This window comes from Streptomyces sp. NPDC034043 (assembly GCF_055575675.1).
Genome location: NZ_JBVISF010000003.1, coordinates 294,753 through 307,970, shown reverse-complemented (window position 1 = coordinate 307,970; position 13,218 = coordinate 294,753). Strand labels below are relative to the sequence as shown.

At 72.3% G+C, this 13,218-nt stretch carries 11 protein-coding genes; 3 read left to right on the top strand and 8 right to left on the bottom strand.

Annotated elements, in window-relative coordinates; genetic code table 11:
• Position 1: 1 nt before the first annotated feature.
• The 6 genes from ACZ51S_RS09895 to ACZ51S_RS09870 all read right to left on the bottom strand — a co-directional run bounded on the left by ACZ51S_RS09895 (position 2) and on the right by ACZ51S_RS09870 (position 7,459).
• Positions 2-544, bottom strand: coding sequence for a bacterial proteasome activator family protein (locus ACZ51S_RS09895; protein ID WP_388932945.1), 543 nt, complete (start codon positions 542-544; stop codon positions 2-4).
• Positions 545-626: 82 nt separating this feature from the next.
• The gene (locus ACZ51S_RS09890) at positions 627-3,380 is read right to left on the bottom strand and encodes an FtsX-like permease family protein (protein WP_468885639.1); all 2,754 of its coding nucleotides are present in this window, start codon (positions 3,378-3,380) and stop codon (positions 627-629) included.
• A 101-nt stretch (positions 3,381-3,481) separates the two neighbouring features.
• On the bottom strand, positions 3,482-4,234 hold the full coding sequence (locus ACZ51S_RS09885) for an ABC transporter ATP-binding protein (protein ID WP_468475113.1): 753 nt from the start codon (positions 4,232-4,234) through the stop codon (positions 3,482-3,484).
• Positions 4,235-4,259: 25 nt separating this feature from the next.
• Complete coding sequence (locus tag ACZ51S_RS09880; protein ID WP_468960430.1) at positions 4,260-4,973, bottom strand: PadR family transcriptional regulator; 714 nt, start codon at positions 4,971-4,973, stop codon at positions 4,260-4,262.
• 94 nt (positions 4,974-5,067) lie between these two features.
• The gene (locus ACZ51S_RS09875; RefSeq protein WP_468801437.1) at positions 5,068-5,571 is read right to left on the bottom strand and encodes a hypothetical protein; all 504 of its coding nucleotides are present in this window, start codon (positions 5,569-5,571) and stop codon (positions 5,068-5,070) included.
• Between the two features lie 238 nt (positions 5,572-5,809).
• The gene (locus tag ACZ51S_RS09870; protein ID WP_468475110.1) at positions 5,810-7,459 is read right to left on the bottom strand and encodes a Stk1 family PASTA domain-containing Ser/Thr kinase; all 1,650 of its coding nucleotides are present in this window, start codon (positions 7,457-7,459) and stop codon (positions 5,810-5,812) included.
• A gap of 225 nt (positions 7,460-7,684) precedes the next feature.
• Between ACZ51S_RS09870 and ACZ51S_RS09865 the strand changes: the two genes are divergently transcribed.
• The gene (locus ACZ51S_RS09865; protein WP_468960429.1) at positions 7,685-9,301 is read left to right on the top strand and encodes a protein kinase domain-containing protein; all 1,617 of its coding nucleotides are present in this window, start codon (positions 7,685-7,687) and stop codon (positions 9,299-9,301) included.
• A gap of 64 nt (positions 9,302-9,365) precedes the next feature.
• On the opposite strand, the gene ACZ51S_RS09860 is transcribed toward ACZ51S_RS09865, so the two are convergent.
• Positions 9,366-9,809: a pyridoxamine 5'-phosphate oxidase family protein gene (locus tag ACZ51S_RS09860; protein ID WP_468475108.1), complete on the bottom strand. Its 444-nt coding sequence runs from the start codon at positions 9,807-9,809 to the stop codon at positions 9,366-9,368.
• Between the two features lie 227 nt (positions 9,810-10,036).
• Positions 10,037-10,696 (bottom strand): response regulator, encoded by a 660-nt coding sequence (locus tag ACZ51S_RS09855; protein WP_388932966.1) that lies wholly within the window; start codon positions 10,694-10,696, stop codon positions 10,037-10,039.
• A 325-nt stretch (positions 10,697-11,021) separates the two neighbouring features.
• Here ACZ51S_RS09855 and pdhA point away from each other — a divergent pair, with 325 nt between their 5' ends.
• Entirely contained in the window at positions 11,022-12,230 is a 1,209-nt protein-coding gene (gene pdhA / locus ACZ51S_RS09850) for a pyruvate dehydrogenase (acetyl-transferring) E1 component subunit alpha (RefSeq protein ID WP_388932970.1), read from the top strand.
• Positions 12,230-13,210 (top strand): alpha-ketoacid dehydrogenase subunit beta, encoded by a 981-nt coding sequence (locus ACZ51S_RS09845; protein ID WP_468475107.1) that lies wholly within the window; start codon positions 12,230-12,232, stop codon positions 13,208-13,210. Before pdhA ends, ACZ51S_RS09845 begins: the two co-directional genes overlap by 1 nt.
• The last annotated feature ends 8 nt before the right edge of the window (positions 13,211-13,218 follow it).

The window sequence follows — 13,218 nt, the reverse complement described above, 5'->3', positions numbered from 1 at the left end:
ATCAGAGGTACGGGCCGGAGCGGACCGCGCCGTGGGGGCCGTCCTCGCTGTCGTCGTCGTGCGAGCTGCCCGGCGGGAGGGCCCGGCGCATCTGTTCCAGCTGGGCCCGCGCCGCCATCTGCTGCGCGAACAGGGCCGTCTGGATGCCGTGGAAGAGGCCTTCCAGCCACCCCACCAACTGGGCCTGCGCGATGCGCAGTTCCGCCTCCGAGGGGACCGTCTCCTCGGTGAACGGCAGGGAGAGCCGCTCCAGTTCCTCGACCAGTTCCGGCGCGAGGCCGTCTTCGAGTTCCTTCACCGACGCCGCGTGGATGTCCTTCAGACGGACCCGGCTGGCCTCGTCCAGAGGGGCGGCGCGCACTTCTTCCAGAAGTTGCTTGATCATGCTGCCGATGCGCATGACCTTGGCGGGCTGTTCGACCATCTCCGTCACCGGGACCTCGCGCGACTCGTCATCGGTGCCGCCGACCGCCATCCCGTCCTGGCCCACGATCAGCACGTGCGGGGGGCTGTCCTGCGACCGTTCACTCCTCGGCATCTCCATGCCGTCATTCTCTCGCACACCTGCGTCTCATCACGGTGTGCCCCCGTACGGGCGTGATCCACCCTGTACGGGGGCAGTGACCTCAGCCCGCCGCCCGCCGGGCCAGCGCCCCGCTCGACCTGGTGACCAGCGCGGCCAGCAGCGCCGCGCCCAGCGGTACGAGGACCAGCAGGCCGGCCAGCGTCTCCCACGGCACCGCGATCGGCACGTACAGCTCGGTGTCGAGCGCCGAGGCGTTGCCCGTTTCGATGCCGTACCGGATGAGCCGCAGCTGTTCCCGCTCCTGGGTCAGCCGCAGCCCGACCGCCGGCAGGATCCCGGCCGCGGAGCCGAGGACCACGCCCATCAGGGCCACGACCCCGCACTGGAAGCCGCTGAGCGTGCGCCTTACGCGCGGGGCCGCGCCGACCGCCGCGAGGGTCTTCAGGTCGGCCTCCGAGTCGGCCTGGGCCAGGCCCGTCGCGATACCGGCGGCACCGATGGTGACCAGACCCGCGAACACCCCGAGGATGAGCAGGCCCAGGGTGTGCTGCTCCTGGTAGCCCTCCTCAAGCTTGAGTTCGGCGTCGGCGCCCATCCGGTCGATCTCCCCGTCCATCCGCTGCCGTTCCTCGGTGGCCGCCTTGCGGTCGAGGCTGAAGTACGAGCCGACGGGGGCCGTCGCGAAACCGGCGGCGCGGGCGGCGGCGGGCGGCAGGACCAGTTCGACGCCCCAGGCGTTGGCGGTCTCGGGTGCCTGGTGGACGGTGAGGACCTTGTCCTGGCCGGGCGGTTCGGCGCGCCGCTCGGCGGCCTTCTCGGCGGCGGCCGCATCGGTGACGACCCGCAGGGTGACCTTCCCGTCCTTGACCTGGTTCCGGTTGAAGGAGACGGGCCTGCCCTCCTTCAGCGCGGCCGCGGAGCCCGGGTCGCCGACCGCCAGGACCTGCATCAGCTTCTCGTCGGCGACGACGGTCGGGAAGGGGGTGGGGAAACGCTTCTCCGCGCAGCGCGGGTCCTGCCGCAGCTCCCGTAGCCGGTCCGGCGGGAAGGAAGCCGCCCCGTGCTCGGCCTCGGAGATCGGACAGCGCTGTTCCTTCGGAACGATGACCTCGACCCGTCCGCAGACCTGCGTCCCGCCCCTGGAGGAGCAGTTCGGGTTGCCCACGACCAGCCGATCCACGTCGGCCCGTACCGCCACGGGCAGGGTCTTGGAGAGGGTGTCGCGCAGGGCCGGCATGTCCTTGTGACCGCTGTTGTCGCGGCTCGTCAGATACCCGGCTCCGGAGGGGAGTTCGGCCACGTACTCGTGCCGGTACTGGACGTCGCGGCTGTGCTGGTAGGTGGAGACCGCCACCGTCCCCGCGACGGCGGCCAGTACGGCGGCCACCGCCGGGGCCGTACGCCCCCGGTTGCGGACGGCGTCGCGCAGGGCGAGCCGGGGCGACAGCGGCAGCCATCGCCCGAGCCGTCCGAACAGGCCGACCAGCAGCGGAGTGAGGGCGACGACACCGAGCTCGGCGAGCGCACTGCCGCCCATCACGAAGGTGGTGCTGACCCGGTACCGGCTCCCGTATACGACGATCACCGTGCCGCCGGCGATGGCGAGCACCCCGATGAGGGGCAGTACCCGGCCGGCGCGGCGCACCCCGCGCCGGCCGGTGAGGGAGGACAGCACCGTCTGCCGGGAGGCGGTGACGGCGGGGGCGACCGCGGCCAGCAGGCCGGTCACCACGGCGAGCAGGGCGATGCCCAGCAGTTCCAGCGGTCGGACCTCGAAGCCGCCGAAGCGGGCGCCGAGCTTCTCCTCCAGCAGGGGCCGCAGGCCCAGCGTGAGGGCCACACCGGTCAGCGTGCCGATGACCGCGGCCACCGCGCCGAGCACGATGCCGCCGGAGAGGACGACGGCCCGGATGTGCCGCCGGTCGCCGCCGTTGGCGCCGACCAGGCCCAGCTGGCGGCGTGAGCGCCGGGCACCGACCGCGAAGGCGGGTCCGGCGAGCAGGCAGATCTCCAGCATGGCGAGGCCGACGACGGTGACCAGTGCGGACTGCTCGGTCACCCCGCCCTGCTCCGGCAGGGTGAACTGCTCCTTCGGCTGCTGCTTGAACAGCGGCACCTCGGAGTCGGCCGGGGGGTGCAGGGCGACGGCGCGGGAAAGAACGAGCGCGCCCCGCTTGTTGACGTCCGTGACCATGTTCCACGTGAAACCACCGCCGCCCACCGAGACGAGGTAGGACGAGCGGGGAGTGATCCCGGGTGCTCCGGTGGCCTTGAGCGCCTTGTCGAGCGGTTCGAGCACGGTGCCCGGCAGGGCGAGCAGTTCCGGGTGCAGGAGCTTGTCCGGGATCTCGTACGCGCCCACGATCCGGTACGGCACCTGGGAGCCGCGCGGGGTCGTGGAGGAGCCCACGGACAGGCCCGAGGCCTTCAGGAAGGCGTGGGTGGCGACGACCTCGCCCGGGCCCTCGGGCATGCGCCCCCGGCCGAGCGTGATCAGGCCCCGGGTCAGCGGGTCGCGCACGTCCAGCTCGCGCAGGTCGGTCCCCAGCAGCCCGTGCGCGGTGTGCATCTTGGCGAAGCCCTTGCTGTCCTCGACGGCCCGCACCCCGGGCGGGAGGGCCGACTTCAGCGGCTGCCGGTCCTCCTCCCGGCCGGGGCGGTACTTCTCGTAGCCGCCGACCGGCGCGTACTGCTCGCCGTTGGGGTGCTGGTAGATGGCCGCGTCCAGGCCGGCGGGGCTGATCCGGGCGTCGGCGGCGCCGAGCTCACGGGTCATCCGCTGGTCGGTGGAGAGCTGGGCACTGCGGAAGGTGAGGTCGATGGCGCTCATCCCGATGACGGGCAGGGCGAGCATCGCGAGGACCAGGGCACTGCGGCCCTTGGCGCGCCACGCGTCGCGGCGGGCGATGCGCAGGGCGGCGATCCAGGAGTGGTACCAGGCGGCGAGGGGGAAGGTCACAGGCCGGCCGCCCGCCCGGAGAGCAGCGAATCGGCCTGACTGCGCAGGGTCTCGTCGACGACGCTGCCGTCGCGCAGGAAGACGACCCGGTCCGCCCAGGCGGCGAAGCGGGGTTCGTGCGTGACGAGGACACCGGCCGCGCCCGCGTCGCAGCGGGCGCGCAGCAGCGCGAGCACGGACTCGCCGGTCTCGGAGTCGAGGGCGCCGGTGGGCTCGTCGGCGAGGACCAGGCGGCGTTCGCCGACCAGGGCGCGGGCGATGGCCACGCGCTGCTGCTGGCCGCCGGACATCTCGTCGGGGAAGCGGTCGGCGAGCTGCGGCAGGCGTATCTCCTTCAGTGCGGCGAGGGCCGCGCGGCGCGCCTTCCGGGCGGAGGTCCCGTCGAGTTCGAGGGGCAGGGCCACGTTCTCGGCGGCGGTGAGGGCCGGGATCAGGTTGTAGTCCTGGAAGACGTAGCCGATGCTCCGCCGGCGCAGTGCGGCCAGCTGCCTGCGGGAGGCGGTGGTGATGTCCACGCCCTCGACGAGGACGCTGCCGCTGGTGGGGGTGTCGAGTCCGCCCGCGAGGGTGAGCAGCGTGGACTTGCCGGAGCCGGAGGGGCCCATGACGGCGATGAGTTCGCCGGGGTGGACGTCGAGGTCGACCCCGCGCAGGGCGTGCACCTCCGTGGCGCCGCTGCCGTGGGTGCGTACGAGTCGGTTCAGCTGGAGTACGGGGTGTGAGCCGTGGTGCTGGTGCTGGTCGGGCATGAGGGATCCCCCCTGGATCGTTCGTTCAGCCGCGCCGCGTGCGGGCGGCAGGGCTGGTGGGGCCGGCGTGGCCGGTGGCGCCCGGGCTGGTGGCGACCGCGGACACCGCGGACACCGCGGGCTCCGAGCCGACGCCGGACGTGCTGCCCGCGCCCGGCGTTTCGGGTCCCGGGCCGGCCGCGTCCGCGGGGCCGAGCGCGGCCAGCCGGACGAGCCGGGACTCGCAGTGGTCGAGCCAGCGGGCCTCGGCCTCGGTCTGGAAGATCAGCTGTTCCAGGACCAGCAGCCAGGCCAGGTCGTCGCGCTCGCGCGCCTGCCCGCTCTCGATGGCGGTGAGGGCCCGGGCCTTGAGCCGGGTGTAGTCCTGCATCGCCTTGAGCGTGGCGTGCCGCTGGGCCTGGATGACGGCGCGGATGTCCACGCCGGGTGCGCCCACGGCCATGGCGAGCTTGATGGACAGTTCGTCGCGGGGCGGGTTGGTGCGGTCGACGGGGCGCTCGTACCAGTCGTGCAGTTCGGCGAGGCCGCCTTCGGTGATGGCGTAGAGGGTGTGGCCGGCCTCGTCCTCGCCGCCGGGGGCGACGAGCCCGTCGCGCTCCAGACGGGCCAGGGTCGTGTAGACCTGCCCGACGTTGAGCGGCCAGGTGGAGCCGGTGCGGGATTCGAATTCGGTGCGCAGCTGGGAGCCGTAGCGGGGGCCCCGTTCCAGCAGTGCGAGAAGGCCGTGACGGATCGACATACTCAGTATGTATACCGAGTATGCTCACCGATGCAAGCGCCCCCGCGCCCCCCAGGGCCGTGCCCCGGGCCGGTCGCAGACCTGGCGGGACCCGCTACCGGCCCCGGCGCAGCCGCATGCCCATGTACCCGAGGCCCAGACCCATCAGGGCCAGCCCGGTGCCCAGCGGGAGGAGGTCCGCTGCCAGGTCCGCGGCCCGTTCGTTCTGATCGGTGCCCAGTGCGGTGAGGGGGGCCGTAGGGCTCGGGGCCGCGCTCGGCGGCGGCGTGGCCGGCCCCGGGCGCTCCGGCAGGGGGTGCGCCGGAGGGACCGGGTGCGCCGGGCGGACCGGGCGCACCGGGCGGGAGACGGCGGCGAAGCCGGGGCCGACCGGTTCGTCGGCGGGCCGCCCGGGGTGCTCCCGCCCGACGCCCGCGGGGCTGCCGGCGAGCTCCTCGTACGCCTCTTCGGGTACTTCGGCCACCCGGCCGGGGCGTTCGGGCGCGGCGACGGCCGGGGCGGGGGCGGGGGCGGCGCTCGCGGGCGCGGTGGCCAGCAGCGCGGCGGCGGCCAGCGCGGCCCCGGCGGTCCAGTGCGGCAGGCGGAGGCGTGGAGTCACGGGGTGCCCCTCCCCTTCCATGCGGCCCGGACGCCCGATGCCGGACGTCGCACTCAGGCTTGCATAGTGGGGCGAAGCGGGCATGCCGGGTGGCCCGTCAGGGTGCCCCGGACGCCGGTACCACCGGTCCGGCGGTACGCGGCCGCGCACCGGGCGCCGCGGCCGTGGCGGGGGCCGCCGCGCGGCCGTGGCGGCGGCCCTGGAGCCCGCCGCGCCCGCCGCCGCCGGAGTACTCCCCCTACTGCGGGTTGCCGGTGGACACGACCAGCGTGAACTCCGTGCCCTCCTTGGCCACGTCGGTCCCGGAAGCCGGCAGCTGCTCCAGGACGGTGTCCTTGCCGTAGACGGCCTCGTCGCGGTCCTGGATGGTGAACCTCCAGCCCGCGGCCTGGATGCACTCCTTGACCGAGCGCAGGTTCTTGTACCGGAAGTCCGGGGCCACGACCTTGGTGGCGTCCTTGTAGGACTTCGTCGGGCTCTTGCACTTCTCCACGTCGATCGTGCGCGAGGGGTCCGGGCCCTTGTGGCCGGCCACCGTCGAACCGGACGCGGACGCGGATGCCGAGGCGGACGGGGACGCGCCCTTGCCCTTGTCGTCGTCCATGTTCAGCACCGCGACCAGGCCGCCGATGGCCAGCAGGGCCACCGCCACGGCGCCGACCACGACCGGCGTGTTCCGCTTGCCGCCGCCCGAGGAGGCCGCCGGGGCGGGCGTGGGCGAGATGGTGAACGGCGGAGGCGTCTGCGGCGCGTACTGCTGCTGCGCCATGGGCGCGGTGGTGTGCGGGTACGCGTAACCGCCCTGCTGCTGCGCCTGCTGAGGCGCGTACGGGGACGGCGGCGGGGTCTGGGCCTGGTACGGCTGCTGGAGCGACTGCGGCGGCGGCGACTGGAAGCCGGAGTCCACCGGCGGGAAGACGGCCGAGCCGACGCCCGCCCCGCTGCCGCCGACGGCGGCGTTGGGGACGATGGCGGGAGCCCCCGTGTGACCGGCCGACATCACGCGCATGATCTCGTCGCGCATGGCCGCGGCCGTGGGGAAGCGCTCGTTCGGGTTCTTCTTCAGCGCCCGCGCGACCAGTGCGTCCATCGCCGGGGTGATCGACCGGTTGACGGCCGACGGAGCCACCGGCTCCTCCTGGACGTGCGCGTACGCGATGGCCAGCGGCGAGTCCGCGTCGAAGGGGATCCGGCCCGTCAGCAGCTGGAACAGCATGATGCCCACGGAGTACAGGTCGGAGCGGGCGTCCACGCCGCGCCCCAGCGCCTGCTCGGGCGAGAGGTACTGGGGGGTGCCGACGACCATGCCGGTCTGCGTCATCGAGGTGACGCCCGACTGCATGGCGCGGGCGATGCCGAAGTCCATCACCTTGACCACGCCGCGCTTGGTCATCATCACGTTGCCGGGCTTGATGTCGCGGTGGACCAGGCCCATCTCGTGACTGGTCTCCAGCGCCGCCAGCACGTCGGCCGTCACCTTCAGGGCCTTGTCCGCCGGCATGGCGCCGTACTGGCGCACGTCCGCGTCGAGGACCGAGCCGAGCGGCTGCCCCTCCACGTACTCCATGACGATGTACGGCATGACCGTCTCGTCACCCCCGCCGGAGCCGAAGGTGACGGTTCCCTCGCCGGTGTCGAAGACCGAGACGATGTTGGTGTGCGACAGTTTCGCAACAGCCTGCGCTTCACGCCGGAAGCGCTCGCGGAAGGACGCCTCGCGCCCGAGTTCGCTGTGCAGGGTCTTGATCGCGACCTGGCGGTCGAGCGCGGAGTCGTACGCGAGGTAGACCGAGGCCATGCCCCCCTCGCCCAGCAAATCCCTTAGCTGATAACGGCCACCGGCCAGGGAGCCGCCTGCGTACCGGCCCTGCGTGCCGTCCTGGCTCATGACTGTTGCTTCCCCTCGGGCTGTTTCCCTACGCGTCTGGCTGAGCGCATGTCGCGCCCAGTCTGCCGGAGGGCAAGCACACGTCAAGCCGGTGCCCGCTGCGTGACCACGGGCCTACGGGGCGTCTGTGGCCGAACGGTGACCGGTTCGGAGGCTGTAGCGTTCATCGGAGCACCCGATGGGACCCACCGCTAGAGCGGACGAGAGAGACGACGGCGAGGACTGATGGCACCCGAACCCGAGGGAAACGGCGCCGGGATGGCCGACGGTCCTGAGCACTGGGGCGCGGGCGGTCTCGTGGGGGACGGCCGTTACCGGCTGACCCACCGCCTGGGCCGCGGCGGCATGGCGGAGGTGTTCGCCGCCGAGGACGTACGGCTGGGCCGCACCGTGGCCGTCAAGCTGCTCCGCGCCGACCTGGCCGAGGACCCGGTGTCCAAGGCCCGCTTCACCCGTGAGGCGCAGTCGGTCGCCGGCCTCAACCACCACGCCGTCGTCGCCGTGTACGACTCGGGCGAGGACCGGGTCGGTCCGAACGTGGTCCCGTACATCGTGATGGAGCTGGTCGAGGGCCGCACCATCCGCGACCTGCTGATCAGTGCCGAGGCCCCGGGACCCGAGCAGGCGCTCATCATCGTCTCCGGGGTGCTCGAAGCCCTCGCGTACTCGCACCAGCACGGCATCGTGCACCGCGACATCAAGCCCGCCAACGTCATCATCACCGACACCGGCGCGGTGAAGGTGATGGACTTCGGCATCGCCCGCGCCCTGCACGGCGCGCAGTCGACGATGACCCAGACCGGCATGGTCATGGGCACCCCGCAGTACCTGTCGCCCGAGCAGGCCCTCGGCAAGGCCGTGGACCACCGCTCCGACCTGTACGCCACCGGCTGCCTGCTGTACGAACTCCTCGCGCTGCGGCCCCCCTTCACCGGCGAGACCCCCCTGTCGGTGGTCTACCAGCACGTCCAGGACGCGCCGGTGCCGCCCTCGCAGCTGCCCGAGGGCGGCTCCATCCCGCACGAACTCGACGGCCTGGTCATGCGGTCGCTGGCCAAGGACCCGGACGACCGGTTCCAGAGCGCCGAGGAGATGCGCGGGCTCGTCCAGTACGCGCTCCAGATGCTCCAGGACCAGGGCGCGAACACCGGCACCTGGAACACCGGCCCCGTCACCATGGCGCTCCCGCACGGCCAGCCGGGCGGCGCGCCCACCTCGGCGATGGGGCCCGCGCAGAACGGCGGCCCGCGCCGGCAGTACCCCGCGCACGCCACGACCTCGCAGTTCCAGCAGCCGATGGTCCCCCCGCTGAACCCGGACGACGGCACGGCGTTCCCCGGCGGCGGCAACCGGGGCCACGGAGGCGGCCAGGGCGGTCACGGCGGCTACGACGGGTACGACGGCTACGACGACCGCCGGCGCGGCGGCGCGTGGAAGGCGTGGCTCTTCGCGGTGCTCGCGGTCCTCGCGATCGCCGGCGGGGTCGCGTACGCCATCAAGAGCGGCGGTCTCGGCGGCGGCGGCGGTGGGGGCGGCAACAAGCCGAAGACCACCGTGAGCACGCCCGGCGCCTCGCAGAGCAGCGGCGGCAGCACGGAGCAGACCCCGTCGACCACTCCGAGCGCGGAGACCGGCCGCTCGCACACCGACGAGACCTACCAGCCGGCCCCGAGCCGCAGCAAGTACACGCCGAGCAGCACCCCGTCGGCGCCGAGCACCGCGCCGTCGACGCCGAAGACGACACCGCCGGTGGAACCGACCACGAAGCCCACGCCCCCGACGGACCCGCCCACCAAGCCGACGGCGCCCACGGGCGGCGGGAGTCCCGCCGGCGACGAGTGACAGCCCAGGAAAAAGGGCCCGGAGGAAGGAATTCCGCCGGGCCCTTTCCATTGCCGCGGGCAGGTCACAGGGCGTGCTGGTACGGCCGGTCCGGAGAACCGGCGCGGCATTCCGGAACCGGGTTCCCGGTCAGGGTGTGCACGGATACGAGCTGGGGTTCGATGCGCATGTGGACGGGGTCGAAGACCTCCCCGTCCACGAAATGCGGCGCTGGTCCGAATAGTTCCAGTTCCGCGGTGGACGGCTCGACGAGTTGCGCCGTACCGGTGAACTGCACCGTCCACAACGCGGCCTCGCCGGAATGGAAGTTGTCCGCCCCATAGGCGACGACACTGCCGGCGCACGCCTGGTGGTAGCCGAAACCGGCGTGCATTCTCAGCACGACCCTGCCGTCCACCACGATGTGGCGGGCGACCGCGAGGAAGGGGAGGGCGCGCATGCTGGTGGCGACCCGGCCGTACGGCACGCGGCGCAGCAGTTCGATGGCGTGGAGTTCCTCTGGGGACATGCAGCCACTGTCGGGTACCGGCGGAGCGCCCGGAAAGAGGACCCCGCCCCGATGATCGAGGACGTTGGTCCCGAATCGCACCATCCACCCCGGGCGGGGACGCCGCCGCGCGGCCGCGGGGCGGCGCGCTCGGGAACCGCTCGAAGAGCGGTGCGGGCGCGGTCGAGCGGGGCCGGGCGGGGACGCACCGCCGTGCCGGCAGGCGCCGGACCGGCCCGAGATGCGCGCTAGCGCCGCTCCGCCTGGAGGCGGGCCACGTACGCGGCGGCCTGCGAGCGGCGCTCCATGCCGAGCTTGGACAGCAGGCTGGAGACGTAGTTCTTGATGGTCTTCTCGGCCAGGTGCAGCCGCTCGCCGATGACCCGGTTGGTCAGGCCCTCACCGATCAGGTCGAGGATCTTGCGCTCCTGCTCCGTCAGGTTGGAGAGCCGGTCGTCACCCTTGCCGTTCTTGCCGTCGCGCAGCCGCTCCAGCACGCGCGCGGTGGCCACCGGGTCCAGCAGCGACCTGCCGGCCGCCACGTCGCGCACGGCGCTGAGCAGCTCGTTCCCGCGGATCGCCTTGAGGACGTAGCCCGAGGCGCCCGCCATGATCGCGTCGAAGAGCGCCTCGTCGTCGGCGAACGAGGTGAGCATCAGGCACTTGACGTCCTCGTCCTGCGAGCGCACCTCGCGGCAGACCTCGACACCGCTGCCGTCGGGGAGGCGTACGTCGAGGACGGCGACGTCGGGACGGGTGGCGGGGATGCGGACCAGCGCGTCGGCGGCGGTGCCGGCCTCTCCGACGATCTCGATGTCCTCTTCGACCGACAAAAGCTCATGAACGCCCCGACGTACCACTTCGTGGTCGTCCAGGAGAAATACCTTGATTTTTCCGTCTTCGCGCACGAACTCATCTTCACACACTCACCTCTTCCCTGGCGGGGTTACCCGGGATAACGTGCCGTTGTTCCGGCCCCCTGCAAGGCTGTGACCAGTGGATGTTCCCCAGGCGGCCGATTTACTTGGATATCCAAGCAAAATCGCAGGTCAAACGGGGTTTCGCAGTTATGCGTCGCACTGGGTAACGTGCTGTGCGCAGGGCACTCGCCGGGGCACCTGTCACGCCTGAATCCGTCACATGCCGTGCACCCACCCCGTGTGCGGGTACGGATACAGGTGAGCCGCACTGGTCCCCGGAGAACCCGGGTGCCGGACCGACGGAGGAGCACACGTGACCGTGGAGAGCACTGCCGCGCGCAAGCCGCGACGCAGCAGCGGCACCAAGCGGGCGGCCGGCGCGGCGAGCGCCCGCAAGACCGCCGCTGCCACCGCACAGCCGCACGACGCCGAGCCTCAGCTCGTACAACTGCTGACGCCCGAGGGTGAACGGGTCGAGGTCGAGGGCAACCCCGACATCGCCGAGTTCGCCCCCTTCGTCGCGGACATCACCACCGAGGACCTGCGGGCGCTGTACCGCGACATGGTCCTCACCCGCCGCTTCGACGGCGAGGCGACCGCCCTCCAGCGCCAGGGCGAGCTGGGCCTGTGGGCCTCGCTGCTGGGCCAGGAGGCCGCGCAGATCGGCTCCGGCCGGGCGCTGCGCGACGACGACTACGTCTTCCCGACCTACCGGGAGCACGGCGTGGCCTGGTGCCGTGGCGTCGACCCGACGAACCTGCTCGGCATGTTCCGCGGTGTGAACCACGGCGGGTGGGACCCGAACACCAACAACTTCCACCTGTACACGATCGTCATCGGCTCGCAGACGCTGCACGCCACCGGCTACGCGATGGGCGTGGCCAAGGACGGCGCCGACTCGGCGGTCATCGCGTACTTCGGCGACGGCGCGTCCAGCCAGGGCGACGTGGCCGAGGCCTTCACCTTCTCGGCCGTCTACAACTCCCCCGTGGTGTTCTTCTGCCAGAACAACCAGTGGGCGATCTCCGAGCCGACCGAGCGCCAGATGCGCGTGCCGCTCTACCAGCGCGCGCAGGGCTTCGGCTTCCCCGGCGTCCGCGTCGACGGCAACGACGTACTGGCCTGCCTGGCGGTCACCCGCTGGGCGCTGGACCGCGCCCGCCGCGGCGAGGGCCCGACCCTGGTCGAGGCGTTCACGTACCGCATGGGCGCCCACACCACCTCCGACGACCCGACCAAGTACCGGCTCGACGAGGAGACGGCGGCCTGGGAGGCGAAGGACCCGATCCTGCGCCTGAAGACCCACCTGCTGGCTTCCGGAGGTGCCGACGAGGCGTTCTTCGAGGAGCTGGAGGCCGAGAGCGAGGCCCTCGGCAAGCGCGTGCGCGAGGTCGTGCGCGCCATGCCCGACCCCGACACGATGGCGATCTTCGAGAACGTCTACGCGGACGGGCACGCGCTCGTCGACGAGGAGCGCGCCCAGTTCGCCGCCTACCTCGCGTCCTTCGAGGAGGGTCACTGATGGCTGTCGAGAAGATGTCGATCGCGAAGGCGCTCAACGAGTCCCTGCGCAAGGCCATGGAGACGGACCCCAAGGTCCTGGTCATGGGCGAGGACGTCGGCAAGCTGGGCGGTGTCTTCCGCATCACCGACGGGCTCCAGAAGGACTTCGGCGAGGAGCGGGTCATCGACACCCCGCTTGCCGAGTCCGGCATCGTCGGCACCGCCATCGGCCTGGCCCTGCGCGGCTACCGGCCGGTCGTGGAGATCCAGTTCGACGGTTTCGTCTTCCCCGCGTACGACCAGATCGTCACGCAGCTCGCGAAGATGCACGCCCGCGCGCTCGGCAAGATCAAGCTGCCGGTCGTCGTGCGCATCCCGTACGCCGGCGGCATCGGCGCCGTCGAGCACCACAGCGAGTCCCCGGAGGCGCTCTTCGCGCACGTCCCGGGCCTGAAGGTGGTCTCGCCGTCGAACGCGAGCGACGCGTACTGGATGCTCCAGCAGGCGATCCTCAGCGACGACCCGGTGATCTTCTTCGAGCCGAAGCGCCGCTACTGGGACAAGGGCGAGGTCGACACCGAGGCCATCCCCGGCGAGCTGCACAAGGCGCGCGTCGCCCGCTCCGGCACCGACATCACCCTGGCCGCGTACGGTCCGATGGTGAAGGTCTGCCTGGAGGCCGCCGCCGCGGCCGCCGAGGAGGGCAAGTCGGTGGAGGTCGTGGACCTGCGCTCGATGTCGCCCGTCGACTTCGACGGGCTCCAGGCGTCGGTGGAGCGGACCCGCCGGCTCGTGGTCGTCCACGAGGCGCCGACCTTCCTGGGCATGGGCTCCGAGATCGCCGCCCGCATCACGGAGCGGTGCTTCTACCACCTGGAGGCCCCGGTGCTGCGCGTGGGCGGTTTCCACGCCCCGTACCCGCCGGCCCGCCTGGAGGACGAGTACCTGCCGGGCCTGGACAGGGTGCTCGACGCCGTCGACCGCTCGCTGGCGTACTGAGGAGAGCC

Bases quoted from the DNA above. Each gene is read 5' to 3' on its own strand.
- ACZ51S_RS09865 (WP_468960429.1), top strand. From the start codon at position 7,685: ATGGCACCCGAACCCGAGGGAAACGGCGCCGGGATGGCCGACGGTCCT.
- ACZ51S_RS09890 (WP_468885639.1), bottom strand. From the start codon at position 3,380: ATGCTCGCCCTGCCCGTCATCGGGATGAGCGCCATCGACCTCACCTTC.
- ACZ51S_RS09880 (WP_468960430.1), bottom strand. From the start codon at position 4,973: ATGTCGATCCGTCACGGCCTTCTCGCACTGCTGGAACGGGGCCCCCGC.
- ACZ51S_RS09845 (WP_468475107.1), top strand. From the start codon at position 12,230: ATGGCTGTCGAGAAGATGTCGATCGCGAAGGCGCTCAACGAGTCCCTG.
- ACZ51S_RS09895 (WP_388932945.1), bottom strand. From the start codon at position 544: ATGGAGATGCCGAGGAGTGAACGGTCGCAGGACAGCCCCCCGCACGTG.
- ACZ51S_RS09870 (WP_468475110.1), bottom strand. From the start codon at position 7,459: ATGAGCCAGGACGGCACGCAGGGCCGGTACGCAGGCGGCTCCCTGGCC.
- ACZ51S_RS09885 (WP_468475113.1), bottom strand. From the start codon at position 4,234: ATGCCCGACCAGCACCAGCACCACGGCTCACACCCCGTACTCCAGCTG.
- ACZ51S_RS09860 (WP_468475108.1), bottom strand. From the start codon at position 9,809: ATGTCCCCAGAGGAACTCCACGCCATCGAACTGCTGCGCCGCGTGCCG.